We start from the raw sequence: 24,505 nt of genomic DNA, 5'->3' as shown, positions 1-24,505 counted from the left end.
ATGCCGCCGGGGAAGCCCGCGGCGGCATGTTGCAACAGCCAAAAGGATTAGTCGTTAATACGAGGGTGCTGCTGCACCAGACGTGACCGTTTTGCCTGCAGATCGGAGATCTCCTGATCGATATCTTCGATTTTTTGCTCGATGTTATCGTAGTGCTCGCCAAGTATTTCTTTCGCTTCCTGGATATCCGACGCCGCTGGCGTCGCTCCTTTCAGCGGGCGGTTAGCCGTCTCTTTCATTGACAGGCCGGTAATCAGGCCAATCACCGCAATCACCATCAGATAGTAAGCAGGCATCATCAGGTTCTGGGTGGTTTCTACCAGCCACGCCGCCAGCGTTGGCGTCAGACCGGCAATCAGCACCGAGATATTAAAGGCGCTGGCCAGGGCGCTGAAGCGAATATGCGTCGGGAACATCGCCGGCAGCGAGGAGGCCATCACCCCGATAAAGCAGTTCAGCACGACCGCCAGCAGCAGCAAACCGGCGAAAATCAGGCCAATCACGTTGCTGTTGATCATAATGAAGGCCGGGATCGCCAGGGCAAACAGCGCCACACTACCAATCAGGATAAACGGACGACGGCCAAAGCGGTCGCTGAGCATACCGATAACCGGCTGTACAAACAGCATCCCGACCATGATGGCGATGATGATCAGTACCCCATGATCTTCCGAGTAGTGCAGGTTATGCGACAGGTAGCTCGGCATATAGGTCAGCAGCATGTAATAGGTCACGTTGGTGGAAATCACCAGACCAATACAGGTCAGCAGGCTACGCCAGTGCTTGGTGGCAATCTCTTTAAAAGAGACCTTCGGCCCTTCCTGCAGCCCTTCACGGTCGCCCTGTTCCATGGTATCCACATGCTGCTGGAACGCCGGGGTCTCTTCCAGCGCATGGCGCAGATAGAGGCCGATAATGCCTAACGGCAGCGCCAGGAAGAACGGGATACGCCAACCCCAGTCGAGGAAGTTCTCTTCGCCCACCACGCTGGAAATCAGGACCACCACGCCGGCCCCCATCACAAACCCGGCGATGGAGCCAAAGTCCAGCCAGCTGCCCATAAACCCGCGTTTACGGTCAGGGGAATATTCCGCGACGAAGATCGACGCCCCGGTATATTCGCCACCGACCGAGAAGCCTTGCGCCATTTTACACAGCAGCAGCAGGATCGGCGCCCAGATACCTATCGTGGCATACGACGGAATCAGGCCGATACAGAAAGTACTTATCGACATGATCACGATGGTTATTGCGAGGATTTTCTGCCGACCATATTTATCGCCCAGCATCCCGAAAAACAGGCCGCCTAACGGACGAATTAAAAATGGAACGGAGAAGGTACCCAGTGCGGCAATCATCTGCACGCTTGGGTTGGCATCGGGGAAGAAGACTTTACCTAAGGCGTAGGCCACAAAGCCATAGACGCCGAAATCGAACCACTCCATCGCGTTACCCAGGGAGGCCGCGGTGATCGCCTTTTTCAGTTTACCATCATCGATGATGGTCACATCCTTAAGGGTGATGGGCTTTATTTTTTTCCTTTTAAGCATATTTTTCCTCTGCTACTCCGCCTTGAGTACACGCATCATCGCCGAATGGCAATGCCATTCGCATCGTGCGTCAGGAGCGGTGAATTGCTGTGCTCCTCATTTCAAGCGTAGCAGGTTTGCCTGCACTGTCTGCTGACAGAATGTACAACCGAACCTGTTGACGCCTGCTCTGGCTACTGGTGAATAAATAGAGCGGCCGATCGTGATAACCGATGAAATTGACCTGCTCCCCTTTTTTACCCTAACAGTGTTTATATCTGCGATCAACTTCACATAAATTTACCGCCTTATTACAGAGTGTCCGAAAATAAATAAGTTCATTTTGCGGCGATCTTGCGGAAATTATTTCCTCATTTCCCCTCGGTCCCGTATGGATAATTTTGTCGGTTATTCTACTTTCAACAGAATATGGTGATGGGTTATTTTTACTAAAAAAACACCCGACAAAAGTGGGTAATTGCGCTATAATCAGCCATACTTTCGGCTATCAGCCGCTGTTTAAAGGACCAACGTCCTGTTTTTCGACGACATCACGAGGAACGTCATGCAACTGCCACACTGCCCAAAATGCGATTCGACTTACACTTATGAAGATAACGGCATGTATATCTGCCCGGAATGCGCCCATGAGTGGAACCCTGCCGAGGCGACAGAAGAAAACGACGCGCTGATCGTTAAAGATGCCAATGGCAATTTACTGGCCGATGGCGATAGCGTTACCGTCGTGAAAGATCTGAAGGTTAAAGGCAGCTCTTCGATGCTGAAAATCGGCACCAAAGTGAAGAATATCCGTCTGGTCGAAGGCGATCACAATATTGACTGCAAAATTGACGGTTTTGGCCCGATGAAGCTCAAGTCGGAATTCGTCAAAAAGAACTGATTTATTTCCGGGAGGGCGACGTCATTATTTTCCTGCACTGCCGTCGCCGCTTCTGATATCCTCGTGTGCCACCTGCTCCCTGTGCAACCTGTTATTTTCCGCCTCAGCACTCGCTATTTTCACTGGGCCATTGCGCCGGTATGCCGCTACACATTTTCGCGCTGCCGTCTGGCTCAACAGCGTCCCCGGCGACTACGCTTTACGGGTTACGGTCACTGAGGTATTCACCATGTCCTTAAGTCCCTACCTTGCCTTTGCGGGCAACTGCGCCGAGGCAATCGCCTTCTATCAGCAGACGCTGGGCGCGGAGCTGATGTTTAAAATGACCTTTGGCGAAATGCCGCCCCCGGCGCAAGAAGCGTCAGACGGCTGCCCGTCTGGCCAGAAGATGGCAGATGATGCCATCGCCCACGCCAGCCTGCGCATCAATAATGGCGAGCTGATGCTGAGCGACAGCGCCTTCGGGCCCGATGTGCATTACGCCGGCTTCACCCTCGTCCTCGATCCCAGCGATGTCGCTGAAGGTCAGCGCTGGTTCGAAGCGCTGGCCGTCGGCGGGCGCATTGAGATGCCCTGGCAGGAAACCTTCTGGGCCCACGGTTTCGGCCAGGTCGTCGACCGCTTTGGCGTCCCCTGGATGATCAACGTGGTCAAACAGGGCTGACCCCGGCAGGGCGGTCCTGCCGCCCTGTCATCCTTCTGGCACCAACTCTTCATCCTTTAGTCATCATCACTTAACCGAAATGCAACATAAACCGGTCAGGATCGGCCCACAACGCGAGGGACTTCCTCGCCTATGCTGTGTGAGGCTTGATGACTATGCACCTGTCCAGACATCCGACCAGTTATCCCACGCGCTATCAGGAAATCGCCGCCCGACTTGAGCAGGAGCTGCGCCATCACTATCGCTGCGGCGACTATCTGCCCGCCGAACAGCAGCTGGCGACGCGCTTCGACGTTAACCGCCATACCCTGCGCCGGGCCATTGACCAGCTGGTTGAACGTGGCTGGGTCCAGCGCCGTCAGGGCGTGGGCGTGCTGGTGCTGATGCGACCCATCGATTACCCGCTCAATGCCCAGGCGCGTTTCAGTCAGAACCTGCTGGAACAGGGCAGCGATCCCACCAGCGAAAAGCTGCTGTCGGTGCTGCGCCCCGCCAGCGCGCATGTTGCCGAGGCCTTTGGCATCAATGAGGGCGATAACGTCATCCACTTGCGCACTCTGCGCCGGGTCAATGGCGTCGCCCTGTGCCTGATCGACCACTACTTCGCCGACCTGCGCTTCTGGCAGGTATTGCAAACCTTCAGCCACGGCTCGCTGCACGACCTGCTGCGCGATCGGCTCGCCGTCGAACTGACCCGGGCGCGCACCAAAATCAGCGCCCGCCGCGCGCAGGCAAAAGAGAGCAAGCTGCTGGAGATCCCCAACATGGCGCCGCTGCTCTGCGTGCGCACCCTTAACAGCCGCCAGGGCGAGCAGACCCCCATCGAATACTCCGTCAGCCTGACCCGCGCCGACATGATTGAATTTACCATGGAGCACTGAATGCACTTCGATACCGCCACCCGCCAGCGCTGGATGTCCATCCTGGCCCACAGTGAACCGCAAGATCTTCTGGCGCGCATGCAGTCCCTGCAGCTGGCGCCGGCGTATGAATTGATTCGCACCCCGGAAACCGGGCTGGTACAGCTCCAGGCCCGCATGGGTGGCATCGGCGACCGTTTCTTTGCCGGCGACGCCACGCTCACCCGCGCGGCGGTACGTCTGGCCGACGGGACGCTCGGTTACAGCTGGATCTTAGGCCGCGACCGCCCGCATGCCGAACGCTGCGCGGTCATCGACGCCCTGCTGCAGTCGCCCCGCCATTTTCACACGTTAATGGAAACCCTGATAACCCCGCTGGAAGCGCTACGCAGCGCGCGCATTGAAGCCCGACGCGCCGAAGTCAACGCCAGCCGGGTCGACTTCTTTACCCTGGTTCGCGGAGATAACGCATGACCTTACAACCCGCTTTTACCCTGGCTGTGCAGGATGCCCAACACAGTTTTCGTCGCTTGCTGAAAGCGATGAGCGAGCCGGGGGTGATTGTCTCCCTGCAGCAGCTTCAGCACGGCTGGCAGCCATTGAACGTGGCCTCCACCAGCCTGCTGCTGACCCTTGCCGATCATGAAACGCCGGTCTGGCTCACCAGCGCCCTGCATAACGATCTGGTGGGACAGAATCTGCGCTTTCATACCGGCGCGCCGCTGGTGGACCAGCCGCAGCAGGCGGTCTTTGCCGTCGCCAATGACGGTATCAGCGCCGAGCAGCTCAACGTCCTTTCCGCTGGCACCGTCACCGCTCCGGAAACCGGCGTCACGCTGATTGTTCAGCTCGCCAGCCTCAGCGGCGGACGCATGCTGCGCCTGACCGGGGCAGGCATTGCCGAAGAGCGAATGATTGCGCCCCAACTGCCGGACTGCATCATCGACGAATTAACCGAACGCCCGCACCCGTTCCCGCTGGGCATCGACCTGATCCTCACCTGCGGCGAGCGCCTGCTGGCGATCCCGCGCACCACCCACGTGGAGGTTTGCTAAATGTATGTAGCCGTCAAGGGCGGCGAGAAGGCGATCCTCGCCGCTCACGCCTTACAGGAACAGAAACGGCGGGGCGATGGACGGCTTCCCGAACTGAGCGTTGATCAGATAGGCGAACAGCTCAACCTGGCGGTGGACCGGGTGATGACCGAGGGTGGCATCGCCGACCGCAAACTGGCGGCACTGGCGCTCAAGCAGGCCAGCGGTGATAACGTCGAAGCGATCTTCCTGCTGCGCGCCTACCGCACCACCCTACCGCGGCTGGCGGTCAGCGAACCGATTAACACTGCGGAGATGCGCCTCGAACGCCGCATCTCCGCAGTGTACAAAGACATTCCCGGCGGCCAGCTGCTGGGCCCCACCTACGACTACACCCATCGCCTGCTCGATTTTACCCTGCTGGCCAACGGCGAAGCGCCGTCTGTGCAGCAAGCCGATGGCGAAGCAGAGCCGACGCCGCACGTCTTCCACCTGCTGGCGCAGCAGCGGCTGGCAAAAGCGGAGCAGGACCACGGCACGCCGCCCGATGATATTACCCGCACTCCACCGGTCTACCCCTGTTCGCGTTCCTCGCGTCTACAGCAGCTGATGCGCGGCGATGAAGGCTACCTGCTGGCGCTGGCCTACTCGACCCAGCGCGGCTATGGCCGCAACCATCCGTTTGCCGGCGAGATCCGCAGCGGTTACGTGCAGGTGGAAATCGTCCCGGAAGAGCTGGGCTTTAGCGTCAATATTGGCGAGCTGCTGCTGACCGAGTGTGAGATGGTCAACGGCTTCGTCGCCCCGCAGGATGAGCCGCCGCACTTCACCCGCGGCTACGGTCTGACCTTCGGCATGAGCGAGCGCAAAGCAATGGCGATGGCCCTCGTCGACCGCGCCCTGCAGGCGCCGGACTACGACGAAGAGATTGCTGGCCCGGCTCAGGATGAAGAGTTTGTGCTGGCCCATGCCGATAACGTCGAAGCGGCCGGCTTCGTCTCGCATCTGAAACTACCGCACTATGTCGATTTCCAGGCCGAACTGGCGCTGTTGAAACGCCTGCAACGGGAGAACGAACGTGGCTAACCCACTGACTGGCTATAACTTTGCTTATCTCGACGAGCAAACCAAGCGCATGATCCGCCGGGCGATCCTCAAAGCGGTAGCGATTCCCGGCTACCAGGTGCCGTTCGGCGGTCGCGAAATGCCAATGCCCTACGGTTGGGGCACCGGCGGCATCCAGCTGACCGCCAGCGTCATCGGCGAGAACGACGTGCTGAAGGTGATTGACCAGGGCGCCGATGACACCACCAACGCGGTGTCGATTCGTCAGTTCTTTAAGCGCGTCACCGGTGTCGCCACCACCGAGCGTACCGAAGACGCCACCCTGATCCAGACCCGCCACCGGATCCCGGAGACGCCGCTGGTGGAGGATCAGATCCTGATCTATCAAGTGCCGATCCCGGAGCCGCTGCGCTTTATCGAGCCGCGCGAAACCGAAACCCGCACCATGCACGCGCTGGAAGAGTACGGCGTCATGCAGGTGAAACTGTATGAAGATATCGCCCGCTTCGGCCATATCGCCACCACCTACGCCTACCCGGTGAAGGTCAATGGCCGCTACGTGATGGACCCTTCGCCGCTCCCAAAATTCGATAACCCGAAAATGCACATGATGCCGGCGCTGCAGCTGTTCGGCGCCGGGCGCGAAAAGCGGATCTACGCGGTGCCGCCCTATACCCCGGTGGAGAGTCTCGATTTCGACGACCATCCATTTACCGTGCAGGAGTGGGATGAGCCCTGCGCCATCTGCGGCTCGCGCCACAGCTACCTCGACGAAGTGGTACTGGATGACAGCGGCCAGCGGATGTTTGTCTGCTCCGATACCGACTATTGCCGCCAGCAGAGCGAGGGGCAGAAAAAATGAGCCAGCCATTACTTGCTGTGAATAACCTGACCCATCTCTACGCCCCGGACAAAGGTTTTCGCGATGTCTCCTTTGAACTGTGGCCGGGAGAAGTACTCGGCATCGTCGGGGAATCCGGCTCCGGTAAAACCACCCTGCTGAAGGCGATTTCCGCCCGTCTGACGCCGCAGCAGGGCGAGGTGCTGTACCAGCAGCGCTCGCTGTATGCCATGAGCGAAGCCGAACGCCGCCGCCTGCTACGTACCGAATGGGGCGTGGTGCATCAGCACCCGATGGACGGCCTGCGTCGCCAGGTCTCCGCCGGGGGCAACATCGGCGAACGGCTGATGGCCACCGGCCCCCGCCACTACGGCAACATTCGCGCCACCGCCGAAAAGTGGCTGCAAGAGGTGGAGATCCCGCCCTCGCGCATCGACGACCTGCCCACCACCTTTTCCGGCGGCATGCAGCAGCGTCTGCAGATCGCCCGCAACCTCGTCACCCAGCCGAAGCTGGTGTTTATGGATGAACCCACCGGCGGGCTGGATGTGTCCGTGCAGGCGAGGCTGCTTGACCTGCTGCGCGGCCTCGCGGTGGAACTGAATCTGGCGGTGGTGATTGTTACCCACGATCTCGGCGTCGCCCGCCTGCTGGCGAACCGTCTGCTGGTGATGAAGCAGGGCCAGGTAGTCGAGAGTGGCTTAACCGACCGGGTGCTCGACGATCCGCACCACCCTTACACCCAGCTGCTGGTGTCGTCGGTGTTGCAGAACTAACCCTCGGTGCCATTCCCGGCGGCGCTGCGCTTGGCCGGGCTACAAATTCAGAGTAGCCCGGCCGAGCAACGCGACGCCGGGGAGGCTCAAATGCTAATGAGGCTAAAAATGAACGCCATACGCGTTGAAAACATCCATAAAACCTTTGTTCTGCACCAACAGCACGGCGTGCGCCTGCCGGTGCTGGCCGACGCCTCGCTGACCGTTAACGCCGGGGAGTGCGTGGTACTCCACGGTCACTCCGGCAGCGGCAAATCGACGTTGCTGCGTTCGCTGTATGCCAATTATCTGCCGGACAGCGGCCATATCCACATCCGCCACGGCGAGGAATGGGTGGATCTGGTCACCGCCACCCCACGCAAAGTACTGGAAGTGCGCAAAACCACCATCGGCTGGGTCAGCCAGTTTCTGCGGGTGATCCCGCGCATTTCAGCACTGGAGGTGGTGATGCAGCCGCTGCTCGACCTTGGGACGCCGCGTGAAGCGAGCGCCGCGAAAGCCGCCCAGCTCCTGACCCGCCTCAACGTTCCGGAACGCCTGTGGCACCTTGCGCCGTCGACCTTTTCCGGCGGCGAGCAGCAGCGGGTCAACATCGCCCGCGGTTTTGCGGTCGACTATCCGATCCTACTCCTTGATGAACCCACCGCCTCACTGGATGCCAAAAACAGTGCTGCCGTGGTCAACCTGATCCACGATGCCAAAGCGCGCGGCGCGGCCATCGTGGGGATTTTCCATGACGAAGGGGTACGCCGTCAGGTCGCCGACCGACTGCACTCCATGGGAATGACAGCATGATTATCAATAACGTAAAACTGGTTCTCGACCACGACGTGGTCCACGGCTCACTGGAAGTCCAGCACGGTCGCATCCTCGCCTTTGCCGAAAGCCAGAGCCGGCTGCCACAGGCGCTGGATGGAGAAGGCGGCTGGCTGCTGCCGGGCCTTATCGAGCTGCATACCGATAACCTCGACAAATTCTTTACGCCGCGGCCAAAAGTGGACTGGCCAGCCCACTCGGCGATGAGCAGCCATGACGCCATGATGGTCGCCAGCGGCATCACCACCGTGCTGGACGCCGTGGCGATTGGCGACGTGCGCGATGGCGGCGATCGTCTTGAGAATCTGGAGAAGATGGTCAATGCGGTGGAAGAGACGCAAAAGCGCGGCCTCAACCGCGCCGAGCACCGCCTGCACCTGCGCTGCGAGCTGCCGCATCACACCACGCTACCGCTGTTCGAAAAGCTGATTGACCGCGAGTCAGTGAGCATGGTCTCTCTGATGGACCACTCGCCAGGCCAGCGTCAGTACGCCGATCGCAGCAAGTACCGCGATTATTATCAGGGCAAATATCATCTGACGCATGACGAGATGGACCGTTTTGAAGCCGAGCAGATGGCCCTGGCCGCCACCTGGTCGCAGCCGAATCGCCAGACCATCGCCGCCATGTGCCGCTCACGCCATATCGCCCTTGCCAGCCACGACGACGCCACCGAGGAGCACGTGGCCGAATCCCATCAGCTGGGGAGCGTGATCGCCGAGTTTCCCACTACGCTGGCCGCCGCCCGGGCCTCCCGCCAGCACGGCCTCCACGTCCTGATGGGGGCGCCCAATATCGTGCGCGGCGGTTCGCACTCCGGCAACATCGCGGCGCACCAGCTGGCGAGCAGTGGTTTGCTGGATATTCTCTCGTCTGACTACTATCCGGCCAGCCTGCTGGATGCGGCGTTCCGCATCGCCGACGCCGAGGATAACGCCTTCACCCTGGCACAGGCGATCCGTCTGGTCAGCAAGCATCCGGCGCTGGCGCTGGGCCTCGACGATCGCGGCGTCATCGCCGAGGGGAAACGCGCCGACCTGGTGCTGGCGCACCGTCGCGGCGAGCATGTGCACATCGACCACGTCTGGCGCCAGGGAACGAGGGTCTTTTAATGCCGGGAAAACTGATTTGGCTGGTGGGCCCCTCCGGCTCCGGTAAAGACAGCCTGCTGGCGGCACTGCGCGAACGCGAGCACCCGCAGTTGCTGGTGGCCCATCGTTACATTACCCGTCCGTTTAACGCGGGCAGCGAGAATCATATCGCCCTCAGCGAACATGAATTTTTTACCCGCGCCGAGCAGCATCTTTTTGCTCTCAGTTGGCACGCCAACAATACTTACTATGGCATTGGCGTGGAGATCGACCTGTGGCTGCACGCCGGCTTCGACGTGGTGGCCAACGGCTCCCGCGCCCATCTGGCGCTGGCGCGGGAACGCTACGGTGAGGTATTGGTGCCGATCTGTCTCGCCGTCTCGCCGCCGGTGCTGCGCCAGCGGCTGGAGCAGCGCGGCCGGGAAAATGCAGTAGAAATCGCCCAGCGTCTGGATCGTGCCGCGCGCTATAAGCCAGACAATTGCCTGACGTTGAATAATGACGGGAGTCTCAGACAATCGGTTGACGATTTCTTCCGCCTGCTGCGCAGCCACGTGGCTCGCATAGAGAATCAACCGGTATGAGTGAAAGGTGACACGATGAGCCTGACAATCCGCTTAACCGGCACCGGCGGCGCCCAGCTGGTACCCGTCTTCGGTTGCGACTGCGCGGCCTGCCGCCGCGCCCGCCGCGAGGAAAATCACCGCCGCCGCCCCTGTAGCGGAGTGGTGACGTTCAACAGCGCCGTGACGTTGCTGGATGCCGGGAGGCCGGAACTGATGGAACATCATCCCGCCGGTAGTTTTCAGCAGGTGCTGCTGACCCACTATCATCTGGATCATGTGCAGGGGCTGTTTCCGCTGCGCTGGGGAGTCGGCGCGCCGATCCCGGTCTATGGCCCGCCGGACGACGCTGGCTGCGACGATCTGCTCAAGCACCCCGGCCTGCTCGATTTTAGCCATACCGTCACGCCATTTGTGGTGTTTGACCTGCAGGGGCTGCGGGTGACGCCCCTGCCGCTCAACCACTCGAAGCTGACCTTCGGTTATCTGCTGGAGTCGGCCCACAGCCGGGTGGCCTGGCTCTCGGATACCGCCGGACTGCCGGACAAGACGCTGAAGTTTTTACTCAACAACCGCCCGCAGGCGATGATCATCGATTGCAGTCATGAGCCGCGCGCGCAGACCCCGCGTAACCATAACGATCTGAACACCGTCCGCCACCTTAATCAGGTGATTGGCTGTCCGCGAGTGATCCTCACCCATATCAGCCACCAGTTAGATGTCTGGATGATGGATAACCCGCTGCCGACAGGTTTCGAAGCGGGATATGACGGGATGGAAATCGTGCTGGATTAAGCGCGGGTCTGCCGCAGGGCGATCAGTAGCTATCATCCAGGCGACGCTGGTCGCTTTCTAACTGGCGACGATCCTGATCGAGCTGGCGCTGGCGTTCGTCAAGCTGGCGGCGGCGATCGTCCAGTTGCCGTTGTCGATCGTCATACTGACGCTGGCTGTCGCGGCTCTGCTGACGGCTCCCCTGATAGCTACCGTCATCGTAGCGCCCGTCGTCGTCACTGGAACGGCTGCTGCCCGGGTTATAGGCGTCGTTAATGGCTTGCTGAATATTGCCGATCGCGTCGTCGATAATATCGGCGCGAGCGGCCAGGCTGGTCAGCGACAGGGTGCAAAAGAACAGTGCGGTTGCGTAACGTTTCATCGGGGCCAATCTCGTCAGAGTCCTGCCGCTACCTTAATCAAGCGAACGCCACCCGAGTAGCGGAGGAATCTCAAATCCTCGCGTACGCCGCGCTCAGCGCCTGCGCCAGCTGGGCGCGGGTAAACGGCTTACGCAGCCACTCCACTTCCGGCAGGGCCGGGTTCTGCGCCGGACGCAAATCCTGGCCGCTAATCAGCAGCACCGGCAGCGCCGGAAAGCGGCGTCGGGCGGTATGGATCACGTCGGCACCGCTCAGTGCGCCGGGCAGCATCAGATCGCTAATCAACAGCGCAATATCTGGCGACGCCTCCAGCAGCTGCAGCGCCTCTTCGCCACTCGGCGTCTCCAGCGTCAGCCAGCCCAGCTGATGCAGCTGTTCACACAGCGTCTGGCGGACATCCTCTTCATCTTCCAGCACCAGCGCCAGCCGTTCTCCCGCCGGCAGCGGCTCGTCCTCCGCTGGCGCCACCGTCGTCTCAACCTCGGTCATCGCCCGCGGCAGCTGCAGCCGCACCGTCGTCCCCTGCCCCGGCGCGCTCTCCAGCGCCACCCTACCGCCCGACTGGCGCACAAAACCATACACCATCGACAGCCCCAGACCGCTGCCGCTGCCGGTGGCTTTAGTGGTGAAGAACGGTTCAAACACCCGGGCTTTCACCGCCTGCGACATCCCACTGCCATGATCGATTACCTCCAGCGCCACCATATCCTGCCGCTGGCCGCTGCTGCGGGTGACCCGCTGATTCCAGGTGCGTATTTTGATAACCCCGTCGCGCCCGGCCATGGCGTCGCGGGCGTTCATCACCAGATTGATCAGGGCGTTTTCCAGCTGGCCAACGTCTATCCATGCCGGCCACGCCGGCGACTGCGCCTCAATTTCCAGGCTTAAGGTCGCTGGCAGGGAGTGACGCATCAGCTCGCTGAGGTTCTCCAGCAGCGGCGCCATCGCCACCGCCTGGGGATGCAGCGCCTGTTTGCGCGAAAAGGCCAGCAGCCGCTGGGTCAGAAGCGCCCCACGCTCCGCCGCCTTCAGCGCCCTGGAGAGTCGCGGCGCATCGCGTGCGTCCGGTTCCACCAGCTCGAGGCTGCCGATGATCACCGCCAGCAGGTTGTTAAAGTCATGCGCCAGCCCCCCGGTCAACTGGCCGACGGCCTTCATCTTCTGGCTGTGCAGCAGCGCCTCTTCCAGCTCCTGGCGCTTAATCCGATCGATCTCCATCTGGGTGGTCTTCTCTTTCAGCAGCCGGGTGGTGTGTTCCAGCGACGCCGTATTGCGGGCGAAAACGTTAAAGGCCCGCGCCAGCTCGCCCAGCTCATCACGCCGCTGCAGGGCCGGCACCGAGACGTTCGGCTCTCCCTGAGCCAGCCGTGACATCGCCAGGGAGATGGCGGTCAGGTTCGAGCCGAGGTTACGGTAGATATACCACCCGGCGCAGCCGGTGATCGCCAGCGCCAGCAGCGCGGAAAGCAGAATAAACATGCTGATGGAGCGCAGCTCCCGATGGCTCTGCGCCGCCCGCTGCTCTGAGGCTTCCGCCACCCGGGTCACGTACTGATTGATATCCTCGTTAAGCAACGCGACCAGCGCTTTGATGTGGTACATGTACCAGCTGATCGTCAGGTCACTCTCCTCCAGCTGGGCCGACAGCGGGGCCAGCTTCGCCAGCTCCCCGGTGACGTCGGGAAGAAAAAACGCCAGCGCGGGATCGGCGCTGCCTGCAGGCAGGTCTCCGCGCAGCTGGTCGAGCTGCAGGACGATCGACCGCGGCGTAACGGTATGGATCGCGGCCACGATCAGCCGGTCCATCTCGGCCAGGCGGCGCGGATCGATCGCCTTATCCCCGCCGCGATCGTTAAGATCGGCGAGATGGCGCAGGTTGCTCTGATTCTGGTAAAGCGAACTCAGCAGCGCATTGCGCTGCAGATGGCGGCGCTGGCCGCGCTCCAGCATCTCCGCCACGCTCTGCTGCAGCGCGTTGCTGCGGCGAATAATATTGGCCACCCGCGCCTGTTCCTGCTGCGCCAGCGGGGCCGCCGCCAGCTGGGCCAGCGAGTGCTTCAGCGCCTGCTGCGTCGCCAGCAGCCGTTCCGCTTCGCTTTTGTACTCCAGCGCCCCCACCACCTGCGACAGGCGCACCGCCGCCGTGGCGACATTCGCCGTGTCCCGCGCCAGATCCATACTGCCGCGCATGTCGTTGAGAGTCTGGCGCTGCACCTGCTCCTGCAGCTGGCTGGCGTGGTGAAAGCCAAACACCGCCACGCCGCTGACCAGCAGGGTGACCACGCCCATCAGCAGATTAAAGGAGAGCAGGCGGCCACGGGCGCTGGTGAAAAACGGGTGTCGGCGAGCGGTCATAGCAACTCCAGTGAAGGATCGGTCGGCAGATAAGCGTGACGGTGCAGAAAATGACGCCGCGTAACTGTGATCGCGGTTAACTATTTATCACTATGACAAATATGAATGGATTCTGACATTCTGCATTTATTTTCCGGTGGTGGACTGCAGCTATTGTTCTCACAGACAGGAGCGCCGCGATGACCGCCACCCCGGTACTGGAAATGCGCCATATTGCCAAAGTCTTTGGCAAATTCTACGCGCTGAAAGGCGTAGACCTGACGGTCTGGCCAGGGGAGATCCATGCCCTGATGGGAGAAAACGGCGCCGGAAAAAGCACGCTGATGAAGATCCTTGCCGGCGCCTATACCGCCACCAGCGGCGAGATCCTGATCGACGGTAAACCGCAAACCATCCGCGGCCCCAAGGACGCGCTGGCCGCTGGGATCACGCTGATCTACCAGGAGATGCAGTTGGCGCCGAACCTCACCGTCGCGGAAAACATTTTCCTCGGCAGCGAGCTGGCGCGCGGTGGTCTGGTGCAGCGTAAAGCGATGCTCAGCCAGGCGCAGGCGGTGATCGACCGCCTCGGCGCTCAGTTCAAAGCCAGCGACCGGGTGATGACCCTGACCATCGCCGAACAGCAGCAAGTGGAGATCGCCCGCGCACTCCACCGTCAAAGCCGCATTCTGGTGATGGATGAACCCACCGCCGCCCTCTCCTCGCGGGAAACCCAGCGCCTGTTCGAGCTCATCCTGCGCCTGCGCGATGAGGGGATGGCGATTATCTATATCAGCCATCGCATGGCGGAAGTATATGAGCTTTCCGACCGCGTCAGCGTCCTGCGCGATGGGCAGTATGTCGGCAGCCTGGTACGCGACAAGCTCAACGCGGCGGAGCTGGTGCGCATGATGGTCGGTCGTCCGCTCAGCGATCTGTTCAATAAAGCGCGCGATATTCCCCGCGGCCAGCCGCGCCTGCGGGTCGAGGATCTGACCGATGGCGGCAAGGTTAAGCCCAGCAGCCTGGTAGTGCATGCTGGCGAAATCGTCGGCCTCGCCGGACTGGTCGGCGCCGGACGGTCCGAACTGGCGCAGCTGATTTTCGGCGTGCGCAAAGCCACCGGTGGGGTGATTGAGATCGACGGCGAGCCGGTGGTGATCCACTCGCCGCGCGAAGCCATCGACCTCGGGATCGGCTTTCTGACCGAAAACCGCAAAGAACAGGGGTTATTTCTCGAACTGGCAGCCCAGGAAAACATCACCATGGCGACGCTGGAACGCGATGCGAACTGGGGGATGCTCAACCGCCGGAAGGCGCAAACCATCTCCGATGACGCCATCCAGTTGCTTAACATCCGCGTGCCGCACGCCCAGGTGCGCGCCGGCGGGCTGTCCGGCGGCAACCAGCAGAAATTATTGATTTCACGCTGGGTGGCGATTGGCCCACGCATTCTGATCCTCGATGAACCCACCCGCGGCGTCGACGTCGGCGCGAAAAGCGAGATTTACCGCATCATGAACGACATGGCGCGCCAGGGCGTCGCCATTCTGATGATCTCCAGCGAGCTGCCCGAAGTGGTGGGCATGAGCGACCGGGTCTATGTGATGCGCGAGGGCACTATCGCTGGCGAGCTGCAGGCCGGCGATATCAGCCAGGAAAGCATCATGACGCTGGCCACCGGCGTGAACGATTCTCACCTTAAGGCAGGGCAACTATGAGCATACCGAAAGAGACCTCCGCGCCGGTCGCGAAATCCGCTTCGGCGAAAAAAATGTTGATGGGCGACCTGATGCAGACCGTCGGCATTCTGCCGATCCTCATCCTGATCGTCGCCGTGTTCGGCTTTATCGCCCCCAACTTCTTCACGGAAAGCAATCTGCTGAATATAACCCGCCAGGCCTCGATCAACATTGTGCTGGCGGCGGGAATGACCTTCATCATTCTTACCGGCGGCATTGACCTCTCCGTCGGCTCCATTCTCGGCACCACCGCGGTGGCGGCAATGGTAGTGTCGCTGATCCCGGAGCTGGCGTTGCTGTCGATTCCGGCGGCGCTGATGCTCGGCCTGCTGCTTGGGCTGTTCAACGGCGCGCTGGTCGCCTTCGCCGGGCTACCGCCGTTTATCGTCACCCTCGGCACCTACACGGCGCTGCGCGGCGCCGCCTATCTGCTGGCTGACGGCACCACGGTGATCAACTCCGATATCAGCTTTGAGTGGATCGGCAATGACTATCTCGGCCCGGTGCCGTGGCTGGTGGTCATCGCCCTGGCGGTTATCGCGGTGTGCTGGTTTATCCTGCGCCGCACTACCCTTGGGGTGCATATCTACGCGGTGGGCGGCAACATGCAGGCGGCGCGGCTGACCGGCATCAAAGTCTGGCTGGTGCTGCTGTTTGTCTACGGCATGAGCGGCCTGCTCTCCGGTCTTGGCGGGGTGATGAGCGCCTCGCGGTTATACAGCGCCAACGGCAACCTCGGCGTCGGCTACGAACTGGATGCCATCGCCGCGGTCATTCTCGGCGGCACCAGCTTCGTCGGTGGTATCGGCACCATCACCGGTACGCTGGTGGGGGCGCTGATTATCGCCACCCTCAATAACGGCATGACCCTGATGGGGGTCTCCTACTTCTGGCAACTGGTGATCAAAGGGGCGGTGATCATCATTGCGGTGCTGATCGACAAATACCGTACCCGACACCATCAAAGTGCATAACAACACCATCTTACCTGCGAGGAAAAGCGAATGCGTTTAAAACCGATAGTGACCGCGCTGTGTGCTGGCGCGCTGCTGGCCGCCTCCCCCTTTGCGTCGGCCAAAGAACTGAAAGCGATTGGCGTGACAGTGGGCGACCTTGCCAACCCGTTCTTTGTGCAGATCACCAAAGGGGCGGAGCTGGAGGCCCGCAAGCTGGCGGGAGATAATGTCAAAGTGACGCTGGTCTCCAGCGGCTACGATTTGGGCCAGCAGGTGGCGCAGATCGATAACTTTATCGCCGCCAAAGTCGATATGATCATCCTCAACGCCGCCGATTCGAAGGGCATTGGCCCGGCGGTGAAGCGGGCCAAAGAGGCCGGGATCGTGGTGGTGGCGGTTGACGTCGCCGCCGAAGGCGCCGACGCCACCATTACCTCCGATAACACCCAGGCGGGCGAGCTGGCCTGTAAATACATTAGCGACCGCCTGAACAACAAAGGCAGCGTGGTGATCATCAACGGGCCGCCGGTATCTGCGGTACAAAACCGCGTCGAAGGCTGCGAAACGGAGTTCAAAAAACACCCAGATATAAAAATCCTCTCCTCCAACCAGAACGCTAAAGGCAGCCGGGAAGGCGGCCTGGAGGTGATGACCTCCCTGCTGGCGGCCAATCCGAAGATTGACGGCGTGTTCGCGATCAACGATCCGACGGCGATTGGCGCCGATCTGGCGGCGAAACAGGCGCAGCGTAGCGAATTCTTCATCGTGGGCGTCGACGGCAGCCCGGACGGCGAAGAGGCGCTGAAGCGTAAGAACTCCCTGTTCGTCGCGACGCCGGCGCAGGATCCGCAGGTGATGGCGGCGAAGGCGGTGGAGATTGGCTACGACATCCTGCAGGGCAAACCGGCGCCGACCGCGCCTGTGCTAATCCCGGTGACGATGATCGACAAAAACAACGTCAGCTCTTACAAAGGCTGGACCGTGAAATAAGCGCAACCCGGCGCACAATCGTTCCGCCGATTGTGCGCTACGCTTAACGAGTATGACGGCGCGGAGTAGCGATCATGGAACGTAAAGGGATTATTGCCGCAGGCAACATGCTGGTCGATCATGTCCATCAGATCAGGCAGTGGCCGGAGCGCGGCTGGCTGGTGGAAATTGTCCATAGCGAACGCGCCACCGGCGGCGCCCCGCTGAATGTCCTGCTGACCCTGGCTAAAATGCATGCCGGACTGCCGCTGCAGGCGGTTGGCCTGATTGGCGAGGATAACGACGGCGACTACATTACCGCCATGCTCGATCAGTACCATATCAATCGCCAGCTCGTGCAGCGCACCAGCTCCGCCCCCACCTCGATGACCCAGGTGATGACCGACGCCGACGGCCAGCGCACCTTCTTTCACTCTCCCGGCGCCAACCGACTGCTTGACCTCCCGGCCTTTGAGCCGCTGGATACGCCGCTGAAGATTTTCCATCTCGGCTATCTGCTGCTGCTCGAAAGCCTTGATCGGCCCGACGAGGCGTTCGGCACCCACAGTGCGCGACTGCTGGCGCAGATGCGCGATCGAGGCTATGAAGTGTCCCTCGACCTGGTGTCGCGCAAAGGCGATCCGCACTACCGCCCGCGGGTCCTGCCGGCGCTGGCGCATCTCGACTACCTGACCATCAATGAGCTGGAGGCCAGCGAGTTTAGCGGGCTGGAAATCCGCCTGCCCAACGGCGAGCCGCACGTCGCCAATATCGCCCGCGCCGCCAGCGCATTACTTGACGCCGGCGTGCGCCAGCGGGTGGTGATCCATTGTCCGGAGGGGGCATGGGGTGTATCCCGTACGGAAGCCGGGCGCTGGGTACCGTCATGGCGGCTGCCGCCGGAGGAGATTATCGGCAGCGTCGGCGCGGGGGATGCCTTCTGCGCCGGCCTGCTGTATGGCAGTCACGAACGCTGGCCGTTAACCGACAGTCTGCAGCTGGCCCACGCCTGCGCCCGCGCCAGCCTGCAGGCCGCCAATGCGATCGACGGCGCCAAAACGCTCCCTGAGCTGCAGGCGTTTATTCAGTTGCAGAATGGTTAGACTGGGCAGATCCCGCTATCAGGGCGATGCCACAGGAGAACGACGTATCATGGCGAGAAAAGGGATACGGTTTATTCAAATCACGCCTGTTTTACGCTGAGTTCAACAAGGGCGGGCCAGATGACTAACTGCGCCACTCGGCCAACACCTTTTCCAGTTTATCTAATGACTCAGCGCGTTTTATCGCTGGCATCTGATGAATATTGCGCAATTTCCACTGCACGGCAGGCAAATCCTGAATACGCGTTTCCGGCGCTAAACGCCAGTCTGGTTCGCCTCGTTTAAATGACAGCAAAAAATCGACATCCTGTTGCGTGAAACAGGATTTTAACGCATCAATCATCCTGTAAGGGACTGCTGTCAGTTCCTTCAGGGCTATCGTCTCAAATGTCATCCCGCTGAATTCACGGTAAAAGGGTTCAGCAATATCTTTCCAGCGAGGACTAAGCACTTCAGCCAGAGGCCGATTATGGCTAAGTAAATACGCGATAAACCCATTGAAAATGGGACGGTTAAGCTCCTGCGCATCAAGAAGTAATTTCACATCATAAAAATCTCTGGGATGCTGGCGATCCAGCGCCGCGCATAATTTTCCACCGTAGAGATCGGGCAACGAAACCACCGGAAGGCTGGCATAGCCAAAAACGTCCTCTACCGCCCCCACCACTTCTCGCTCCTGTGGTGGATATAATGTTCCCCGTGCGACCGGTGAGACCTCTATCTTTATTTGTGCGCTATCGGTAGTAACAACGACACGCATCTCATCGGAACGATTAGCTTGTAATACAGCGTTCATACCTGCCTGTTGTTGCAGATTGGCGGCAATACGTGCAAGCGCATCCCTTATATGAGGTAAAGCGATCGTTCTGCTTTCCAGGGGCACCCAGGCGAGGTCGATATCCACCGATAATCGTGGGAAATCACGGATAAAGAGATTGATTGCCGTGCCACCTTTCAGAGCAAATTCCCGTTCGACGGCAACATAGGGTAAAACCTGCATTAACAGAGCAACCTGCCGATAATAGGGCGCCTGTATATCCATATTTTTTATTCCTTTTGAAAGCGTTCAGGCACAGTGATTTGGTATTGAGCATTGAACTTGCCATTTACCACGATTTGCCGCTTACCCGCTCCCAGATCGATTTTTTGGCTATCGATTCGTCTGAGCCAACCATGCTCGTAAAAACTGGCGAAAAAGAGATACAAACGCTTGGTCTGCACGGACTGGCTGACAGAAAGCAGATACTCTACTTTACGAGGATTAAGATTAACCAGTCCCTGGAAAAGCGCTGCCGCGTGGTTAAATGAGAGGGTCCCCGGTACCGCGCTCAACAACTCGTAAGCAGCCAGTTCCGGCGCACTGCCGGTGAGTCTTTTCCCTTTTACATCAAGCATTACGCGGTATTTATCATCCAGCACCGGTAGTTTTTGCCCCGATATGACTATCCACTCCACACCCGGGAATTCCCTGAACCATTTTGGCAGCAGCGCTTTATTTTCCATACTCAGCCAGCACTGGTTTTGTTTGAGCTGTAGATAGTGTGAACGACCCTGCCAGACTAAGCTACTGAGCCCCGCGACATACACCGGAGCGGCTAGCTGGTTTTGCAAACATGCTAATGCATCGTTCCACTCCGGCTCACGTCCCGCACGCGCGTATACGCCGTTGCCTCGTTTTTTTAACCAGCCACTTTGCGTGTATTTAAAGGCCAGAGAGGGCGAGATGGCATGCCGGCTTAACCAGGACTGAAGGATCACATCTCCGGGAGCACTGTTTTGCAGCAGCCAGTTTAATTTTGATGGCATAGATTAACCCAGGGTGTCACTTTAATAAAAAAAGTAAACTCGCTGCGCCAAATAAAGTCAAGAGCGGGTTGGCAGCCCCCCGCCCTACGCCGCCTTCTCGCTGTGGGTCACGTCGGCGGAAAAGACATAGCCCAGACCGCGCAGGGTTTTAATCAACGTCGGCTGATGCGGGTTTAACTCGATTTTGCGGCGCAGGCGCATGATCAGCACGTCGATGGTCCGGTCGAACACCTCAGTGCTTTCATTATGAGTCAGCGCCAGCAGCTGTTCGCGATTCAATACCCGGCGCGCGTTCTGCGCCAGCGCCAGCAGCAAGCCATATTCTCCCTGAGTCAGAGGAACGGCCTGCTGCTGCGGGTTATACAGTTCGCAGCGCGTGGTATCCAGCCGCCAGCCGTTAAACGTCAGGCCGCTGCCGACGCCCGACGTCTCGCCGGCCAGCGCCCCGCTGCGTCGCAGTACCGCTTTCACCCGGGCGACCACCACCCGCGAGCTGAAAGGTTTGGCGATGTAATCATCGGCGCCCATCTCCAGGCCCAACACCACATCAGACTCACTGCCCAGACCAGACAGCATCACCACCGGCAGCTCAGGCCGCGTACGCTGCAGCTGCTGGAGCACCTGCAAACCATGGGTATCCGGCAGGATCATATCCAGCAAAACCAGCGCGATGTCTGCCCGCTGCGCCACCATCGCCAGCGCGTCGCCGCCGGTCTGGCAGACCAATACTTCAAACGCGTGCGCGCCAAGCACATCGCTGAGCAGTTCGCCCATCGCTATGTCGTCATCCACCACCAAAATGACTGGTTTCATCTTTGCCTCTGCCCGCGGGGAATTAGTGTCAGTCTGATCGATTCTGCAAGCCTGCGCCGACAAATTCCTCTCCCGGTGGCATTTTTTCAAGCGCCGTCACATCTCCAGCGTATCGACACGTCAAATCTGTCGACAGGCTGTTTTTCGTCAGCATTTCGCCCAAAAAAGCCGCGTATCATCAAGGAATATCCACAATGAAAATATGGCATAGAAGATGCATAGTGACGGCGCGATAGCGCAAACGCGCCCATTGAATAACTGGAGCAAGACCGATGAAAAAAGTCGTCACGGTTTGCCCGTATTGCGCATCAGGTTGCAAAATCAACCTGGTGGTCGATAACGGCAAAATCGTTCGGGCTGAAGCGGCGCAGGGGAAAACCAACCAGGGAACCCTGTGCCTGAAGGGCTATTATGGCTGGGACTTTATTAACGATACCCAGATCCTGACGCCGCGCCTGAAAACCCCCATGATCCGTCGTCAACGCGGCGGCAAGCTGGAAGCTGTCTCCTGGGATGAGGCGCTGGATTACGTCGCCACTCGCCTCAGCGCCATTAAAGCCAAATATGGCCCGGATGCGATCCAAACCACCGGCTCCTCCCGCGGCACCGGTAATGAAACCAACTATGTGATGCAAAAATTCGCGCGCGCCGTTATTGGTACCAATAACGTCGACTGCTGCGCTCGCGTCTGACACGGCCCTTCGGTTGCAGGTCTGCACCAGTCGGTCGGTAACGGCGCCATGAGTAATGCCATCACGGAGATTGATAACACCGATCTGGTGTTTATCTTCGGTTACAACCCGGCGGATTCCCACCCTATCGTGGCGAATCACGTCATTAACGCCAAACGCAACGGGGCGAAAATCATCGTCTGCGACCCGCGCAAAATTGAAACCGCGCGCATCGCCGACATGCACATTGCGCTGAAGAACGGCTCGAATATCGCGCTGCTCAACGCCATTGGCCACGTCATTATTGAAGAGGATCTGTACGATAAATCCTTCGTCGCCAGTCGTTCCGAGGGCTTCGAGGAGTATCGCAAAATCGTTGAAGGTTATACGCCGGAGTCGGTGGAAGCGATCACCGGGGTTAGCGCCCAGGAGATCCGCGCCTGCGCCCGGATGTACGCCAGCGCCAAATCCGCCGCTATCCTGTGGGGCATGGGTGTCACCCAGTTCTATCAGGGCGTGGAGACGGTCCGGTCGCTGACCAGCCTGGCGATCCTCACCGGCAACCTCGGCAAGCCGAGCGTCGGCGTCAACCCGGTACGCGGCCAGAACAACGTCCAGGGGGCCTGCGATATGGGCGCGCTGCCGGATACCTATCCGGGCTATCAGTACGTCAAGTTCCCGGAGAACCGCGAGAAGTTCGCCAAAGCCTGGGGCGTCGACAGCCTGCCGGAACATACCGGCTATCGCATCAGCGAGCTGCCGCATCGCGCGGCGCACGGCGAAGTGCGGGCGGCGTACATCATGGGTGAGGATCCGTTGCAGACCGATGCCGAACTCTCGGCGGTCCGCAAAGCGTTCGACGATCTGGAACTGGTTATCGTCCAGGACATTTTCATGACCAAAACCGCCTCCGCGGCCGACGTCATCCTGCCGTCCACCTCGTGGGGCGAGCACGAAGGCGTGTATACCGCAGCGGACCGCGGCTTCCAGCGCTTCTTTAAAGCGGTGGAGCCGAAGTGGGACCTGAAAACCGACTGGCAGATCATCAGCGAAATCGCCACCCGGATGGGTTACAAGATGCACTACAACAACACCCAGGAAATCTGGGACGAGTTGCGGCATCTGTGCCCGGACTTCTACGGCGCCACCTATGAGAAAATGGGTGAGCTTGGCTATGTCATGTGGCCATGCCGCGATGAGTCCGACGCCGACCAGGGGACGTCGTATCTGTTTAAAGAGAAGTTCGATACCCCGAACGGGTTGGCGCAGTTCTTCACCTGCGACTGGGTCGCGCCGATCGATAAGCTCACCGACGAGTACCCAATGGTGCTGTCGACAGTGCGCGAAGTCGGCCACTACTCATGCCGTTCGATGACCGGCAACTGCGCGGCGCTGGCGGCGCTGGCGGATGAACCTGGCTATGCGCAAATCAACACCGCCGACGCCGAACGGTTAGGCATCGAAGATGAAGCGCTGGTGTGGGTGAATTCGCGTAAGGGTCGGATCATCACCCGCGCGCAGGTCAGTGATCGGCCGAATAAAGGCGCGGTGTACATGACCTACCAGTGGTGGATCGGTGCCTGTAACGAGCTGGTGTCGGAGAACCTGAGCCCGATAACCAAAACGCCGGAGTACAAGTACTGCGCGGTCAACGTTGAGCGGATTGCCGATCAGCGCGCGGCGGAACAGTACGTGATCGATGAGTACAACAAGCTGAAAGCCCGCCTGCGCGAAAGCGCGATGGGTTAAGGTTCGAACCTTTGTACCATTGAGTAGCCCCGGTAAGCGATAGCGCTACCGGGGATTTTCCTCGGAGGCGGCGCATTGCGCCTTCTCCGGGCTACCAAATCGCACAACGCTGTAGCCCCGGTAAGCGGTAACGCTACCGGGGATTTTCCCCGGAGGCGGCGCATTGCGCCTTCTCCGGGCTACCAAATCGCACAACGCTGTAGCCCCGGTAAGCGGTAGCGCCACCGGGGATTTTCTCCGGAGGCGGCGCGTTGCGCCTTCTCCGGGTATTCACCCCGCTAATTCCCGCCATTTTCTTCTTTTTCGCCTCCCTTTATACTGCGCGCTATGTTCCTTGCTGATAATAAATACAAATGAAATACCTCTTTTTATTTTTACTGGTTTTCACCAGCGGCGCAGCGGTCGCCACCGAACCCGGCAGCCAGTATCAACAGCAGGCGGAAGCCGGCGATCGACGCGCGCAATATTACCTTGCCGATACTTGGGTCAGCTCCGGCGATTATCAGAAAGCCGAATACTGGGCGCAGAAAGCCGCGGCACAGGGCGATGGCGACGCGCTGGCATTGTTGGCGCAGCTCAAAATTCGCAACTCCCAACAGGCGGACTATCCGCAGGCCCGCCAGCTGGCGGAAAAAGCCGTCGAGGCGGGCAGTAAATCCGGGGAGATCGTTCTGGCGCGGGTGCTGGTCAACAGTCAGGCCGGCCCCACCGACGTGCCGCACGCCATCAAGCTCCTGCAGGATGCCGCTAAGGATAGCGAAAGCGATGCAGCGGTGGACGCCCAGATGCTGCTGGGGTTGATCTACGCCAGCGGCGTGGATGGCCCGGAGGATGATGTGAAAGCGAGCGAATACTTTAAAGGTAGCTCGGCGCTCTCACGGACCGGCTATGCCGAATACTGGGCCGGCATGATGTTCCAGCTGGGAGAGAAAGGTTTTATCGAACCGAATAAACAGAAGGCGCTGCACTGGCTCAACGTCAGCTGCCTGGAGGGGTTTGATACCGGCTGCGAAGAGTTTGACCGGATCAGTAAAGGCTAAGAAAAAGCCCGGCGCTCGCGCCGGG

At 59.9% G+C, this 24,505-nt stretch carries 24 protein-coding genes; 18 read left to right on the top strand and 6 right to left on the bottom strand.

Annotation, left to right across the window (positions count from 1 at the left end):
* Positions 1-47: 47 nt before the first annotated feature.
* Positions 48-1,550, bottom strand: coding sequence for a glycine betaine/L-proline transporter ProP (gene proP, locus CWM58_RS23685; RefSeq protein WP_061156073.1), 1,503 nt, complete (start codon positions 1,548-1,550; stop codon positions 48-50).
* A 544-nt stretch (positions 1,551-2,094) separates the two neighbouring features.
* On the opposite strand from proP, the gene CWM58_RS23675 reads away from it, so the two are divergent.
* From CWM58_RS23675 to phnP, 12 genes are all read left to right on the top strand, one after another.
* Positions 2,095-2,430, top strand: a complete 336-nt coding sequence (locus tag CWM58_RS23675; RefSeq protein ID WP_061156074.1) for a zinc ribbon domain-containing protein YjdM — start codon at positions 2,095-2,097, stop codon at positions 2,428-2,430.
* A gap of 229 nt (positions 2,431-2,659) precedes the next feature.
* Positions 2,660-3,094 carry a VOC family metalloprotein YjdN gene (yjdN, locus tag CWM58_RS23670; RefSeq protein WP_100681932.1) on the top strand — a complete coding sequence of 145 codons (435 nt, stop codon included), beginning with the start codon at positions 2,660-2,662 and terminating at the stop codon, positions 3,092-3,094.
* A 155-nt stretch (positions 3,095-3,249) separates the two neighbouring features.
* Positions 3,250-3,975 carry a phosphonate metabolism transcriptional regulator PhnF gene (phnF, locus tag CWM58_RS23665; protein WP_061156076.1) on the top strand — a complete coding sequence of 242 codons (726 nt, stop codon included), beginning with the start codon at positions 3,250-3,252 and terminating at the stop codon, positions 3,973-3,975.
* A complete protein-coding gene (gene phnG / locus CWM58_RS23660; RefSeq protein ID WP_100681931.1) occupies positions 3,976-4,428 on the top strand; it encodes a phosphonate C-P lyase system protein PhnG in 453 nt (150 codons plus the stop codon).
* On the top strand, positions 4,425-5,009 hold the full coding sequence (phnH, locus tag CWM58_RS23655) for a phosphonate C-P lyase system protein PhnH (RefSeq protein ID WP_100681930.1): 585 nt from the start codon (positions 4,425-4,427) through the stop codon (positions 5,007-5,009). Before phnG ends, phnH begins: the two co-directional genes overlap by 4 nt.
* Positions 5,010-6,074: a carbon-phosphorus lyase complex subunit PhnI gene (locus CWM58_RS23650; protein ID WP_100681929.1), complete on the top strand. Its 1,065-nt coding sequence runs from the start codon at positions 5,010-5,012 to the stop codon at positions 6,072-6,074.
* Positions 6,067-6,915, top strand: coding sequence for an alpha-D-ribose 1-methylphosphonate 5-phosphate C-P-lyase PhnJ (locus CWM58_RS23645; RefSeq protein WP_100681928.1), 849 nt, complete (start codon positions 6,067-6,069; stop codon positions 6,913-6,915). Before CWM58_RS23650 ends, CWM58_RS23645 begins: the two co-directional genes overlap by 8 nt.
* The gene (gene phnK / locus CWM58_RS23640) at positions 6,912-7,670 is read left to right on the top strand and encodes a phosphonate C-P lyase system protein PhnK (protein WP_100681927.1); all 759 of its coding nucleotides are present in this window, start codon (positions 6,912-6,914) and stop codon (positions 7,668-7,670) included. The genes CWM58_RS23645 and phnK overlap by 4 nt, the downstream gene beginning before the upstream one ends.
* Positions 7,671-7,778: 108 nt before the next feature.
* Complete coding sequence (phnL, locus tag CWM58_RS23635) at positions 7,779-8,465, top strand: phosphonate C-P lyase system protein PhnL (protein WP_100681926.1); 687 nt, start codon at positions 7,779-7,781, stop codon at positions 8,463-8,465.
* Positions 8,462-9,598 (top strand): alpha-D-ribose 1-methylphosphonate 5-triphosphate diphosphatase, encoded by a 1,137-nt coding sequence (gene phnM / locus CWM58_RS23630; RefSeq protein WP_100681925.1) that lies wholly within the window; start codon positions 8,462-8,464, stop codon positions 9,596-9,598. Before phnL ends, phnM begins: the two co-directional genes overlap by 4 nt.
* Positions 9,598-10,161: a ribose 1,5-bisphosphokinase gene (phnN, locus tag CWM58_RS23625; protein ID WP_100681924.1), complete on the top strand. Its 564-nt coding sequence runs from the start codon at positions 9,598-9,600 to the stop codon at positions 10,159-10,161. The genes phnM and phnN overlap by 1 nt, the downstream gene beginning before the upstream one ends.
* 15 nt (positions 10,162-10,176) lie before the next feature.
* Positions 10,177-10,935 carry a phosphonate metabolism protein PhnP gene (phnP, locus tag CWM58_RS23620; protein WP_061156082.1) on the top strand — a complete coding sequence of 253 codons (759 nt, stop codon included), beginning with the start codon at positions 10,177-10,179 and terminating at the stop codon, positions 10,933-10,935.
* A 22-nt stretch (positions 10,936-10,957) separates the two neighbouring features.
* Here the strand turns inward: phnP and yjdP are convergent, their stop codons facing one another.
* Positions 10,958-11,296 carry a DDRRRQL repeat protein YjdP gene (yjdP, locus tag CWM58_RS23615; protein ID WP_100681923.1) on the bottom strand — a complete coding sequence of 113 codons (339 nt, stop codon included), beginning with the start codon at positions 11,294-11,296 and terminating at the stop codon, positions 10,958-10,960.
* A 70-nt stretch (positions 11,297-11,366) separates the two neighbouring features.
* Positions 11,367-13,652: an ATP-binding protein gene (locus tag CWM58_RS23610; protein ID WP_061156084.1), complete on the bottom strand. Its 2,286-nt coding sequence runs from the start codon at positions 13,650-13,652 to the stop codon at positions 11,367-11,369.
* A gap of 179 nt (positions 13,653-13,831) precedes the next feature.
* On the opposite strand from CWM58_RS23610, the gene CWM58_RS23605 reads away from it, so the two are divergent.
* The 4 genes from CWM58_RS23605 (at position 13,832) to CWM58_RS23590 (ending at position 18,401) form a co-directional block, all read left to right on the top strand.
* Entirely contained in the window at positions 13,832-15,352 is a 1,521-nt protein-coding gene (locus CWM58_RS23605; protein ID WP_100681922.1) for a sugar ABC transporter ATP-binding protein, read from the top strand.
* On the top strand, positions 15,349-16,347 hold the full coding sequence (locus CWM58_RS23600) for an ABC transporter permease subunit (RefSeq protein WP_004206363.1): 999 nt from the start codon (positions 15,349-15,351) through the stop codon (positions 16,345-16,347). The genes CWM58_RS23605 and CWM58_RS23600 overlap by 4 nt, the downstream gene beginning before the upstream one ends.
* A gap of 30 nt (positions 16,348-16,377) precedes the next feature.
* Positions 16,378-17,319: an ABC transporter substrate-binding protein gene (locus CWM58_RS23595; protein ID WP_012543155.1), complete on the top strand. Its 942-nt coding sequence runs from the start codon at positions 16,378-16,380 to the stop codon at positions 17,317-17,319.
* Between the two features lie 74 nt (positions 17,320-17,393).
* The gene (locus CWM58_RS23590; RefSeq protein WP_100681921.1) at positions 17,394-18,401 is read left to right on the top strand and encodes a carbohydrate kinase family protein; all 1,008 of its coding nucleotides are present in this window, start codon (positions 17,394-17,396) and stop codon (positions 18,399-18,401) included.
* A gap of 124 nt (positions 18,402-18,525) precedes the next feature.
* Here the strand turns inward: CWM58_RS23590 and CWM58_RS23585 are convergent, their stop codons facing one another.
* The 3 genes from CWM58_RS23585 to CWM58_RS23575 form a co-directional block, all read right to left on the bottom strand.
* Positions 18,526-19,443 (bottom strand): nucleotidyl transferase AbiEii/AbiGii toxin family protein, encoded by a 918-nt coding sequence (locus CWM58_RS23585; RefSeq protein WP_100681920.1) that lies wholly within the window; start codon positions 19,441-19,443, stop codon positions 18,526-18,528.
* A gap of 5 nt (positions 19,444-19,448) precedes the next feature.
* Positions 19,449-20,207 (bottom strand): type IV toxin-antitoxin system AbiEi family antitoxin, encoded by a 759-nt coding sequence (locus CWM58_RS23580; protein ID WP_100681919.1) that lies wholly within the window; start codon positions 20,205-20,207, stop codon positions 19,449-19,451.
* A gap of 84 nt (positions 20,208-20,291) precedes the next feature.
* Positions 20,292-21,020, bottom strand: coding sequence for a response regulator transcription factor (locus CWM58_RS23575; protein ID WP_100681918.1), 729 nt, complete (start codon positions 21,018-21,020; stop codon positions 20,292-20,294).
* A 272-nt stretch (positions 21,021-21,292) separates the two neighbouring features.
* Between CWM58_RS23575 and fdhF the strand changes: the two genes are divergently transcribed.
* Together fdhF and CWM58_RS23565 are read left to right on the top strand one after the other, a co-directional pair.
* Complete coding sequence (fdhF, locus tag CWM58_RS23570) at positions 21,293-23,440, top strand: formate dehydrogenase subunit alpha (RefSeq protein ID WP_077625462.1); 2,148 nt, start codon at positions 21,293-21,295, stop codon at positions 23,438-23,440.
* A 353-nt stretch (positions 23,441-23,793) separates the two neighbouring features.
* Positions 23,794-24,480: a tetratricopeptide repeat protein gene (locus CWM58_RS23565; protein WP_100681917.1), complete on the top strand. Its 687-nt coding sequence runs from the start codon at positions 23,794-23,796 to the stop codon at positions 24,478-24,480.
* Positions 24,481-24,505: the final 25 nt, after the last annotated feature.

It is taken from the genome of Klebsiella sp. H-Nf2, assembly GCF_002806645.1.
GTDB classification, from domain to species: Bacteria; Pseudomonadota; Gammaproteobacteria; order Enterobacterales; family Enterobacteriaceae; genus Klebsiella; species Klebsiella variicola.
Note: the sequence above shows the minus strand (reverse complement) of the source record. Positions and strands in the feature narration are given on the sequence as shown.

Bases quoted from the DNA above. Each gene is read 5' to 3' on its own strand.
- phnG (WP_100681931.1), top strand. From the start codon at position 3,976: ATGCACTTCGATACCGCCACCCGCCAGCGCTGGATGTCCATCCTGGCC.
- CWM58_RS23590 (WP_100681921.1), top strand. From the start codon at position 17,394: ATGGAACGTAAAGGGATTATTGCCGCAGGCAACATGCTGGTCGATCAT.
- CWM58_RS23600 (WP_004206363.1), top strand. From the start codon at position 15,349: ATGAGCATACCGAAAGAGACCTCCGCGCCGGTCGCGAAATCCGCTTCG.
- CWM58_RS23580 (WP_100681919.1), bottom strand. From the start codon at position 20,207: ATGCCATCAAAATTAAACTGGCTGCTGCAAAACAGTGCTCCCGGAGAT.
- yjdN (WP_100681932.1), top strand. From the start codon at position 2,660: ATGTCCTTAAGTCCCTACCTTGCCTTTGCGGGCAACTGCGCCGAGGCA.
- phnN (WP_100681924.1), top strand. From the start codon at position 9,598: ATGCCGGGAAAACTGATTTGGCTGGTGGGCCCCTCCGGCTCCGGTAAA.
- CWM58_RS23650 (WP_100681929.1), top strand. From the start codon at position 5,010: ATGTATGTAGCCGTCAAGGGCGGCGAGAAGGCGATCCTCGCCGCTCAC.
- yjdP (WP_100681923.1), bottom strand. From the start codon at position 11,296: ATGAAACGTTACGCAACCGCACTGTTCTTTTGCACCCTGTCGCTGACC.
- CWM58_RS23575 (WP_100681918.1), bottom strand. From the start codon at position 21,020: ATGAAACCAGTCATTTTGGTGGTGGATGACGACATAGCGATGGGCGAA.
- phnK (WP_100681927.1), top strand. From the start codon at position 6,912: ATGAGCCAGCCATTACTTGCTGTGAATAACCTGACCCATCTCTACGCC.
- phnF (WP_061156076.1), top strand. From the start codon at position 3,250: ATGCACCTGTCCAGACATCCGACCAGTTATCCCACGCGCTATCAGGAA.
- phnL (WP_100681926.1), top strand. From the start codon at position 7,779: ATGAACGCCATACGCGTTGAAAACATCCATAAAACCTTTGTTCTGCAC.
- CWM58_RS23675 (WP_061156074.1), top strand. From the start codon at position 2,095: ATGCAACTGCCACACTGCCCAAAATGCGATTCGACTTACACTTATGAA.
- CWM58_RS23585 (WP_100681920.1), bottom strand. From the start codon at position 19,443: ATGGATATACAGGCGCCCTATTATCGGCAGGTTGCTCTGTTAATGCAG.
- phnH (WP_100681930.1), top strand. From the start codon at position 4,425: ATGACCTTACAACCCGCTTTTACCCTGGCTGTGCAGGATGCCCAACAC.
- CWM58_RS23605 (WP_100681922.1), top strand. From the start codon at position 13,832: ATGACCGCCACCCCGGTACTGGAAATGCGCCATATTGCCAAAGTCTTT.
- proP (WP_061156073.1), bottom strand. From the start codon at position 1,550: ATGCTTAAAAGGAAAAAAATAAAGCCCATCACCCTTAAGGATGTGACC.
- CWM58_RS23565 (WP_100681917.1), top strand. From the start codon at position 23,794: ATGAAATACCTCTTTTTATTTTTACTGGTTTTCACCAGCGGCGCAGCG.
- phnM (WP_100681925.1), top strand. From the start codon at position 8,462: ATGATTATCAATAACGTAAAACTGGTTCTCGACCACGACGTGGTCCAC.
- phnP (WP_061156082.1), top strand. From the start codon at position 10,177: ATGAGCCTGACAATCCGCTTAACCGGCACCGGCGGCGCCCAGCTGGTA.
- CWM58_RS23610 (WP_061156084.1), bottom strand. From the start codon at position 13,652: ATGACCGCTCGCCGACACCCGTTTTTCACCAGCGCCCGTGGCCGCCTG.
- CWM58_RS23595 (WP_012543155.1), top strand. From the start codon at position 16,378: ATGCGTTTAAAACCGATAGTGACCGCGCTGTGTGCTGGCGCGCTGCTG.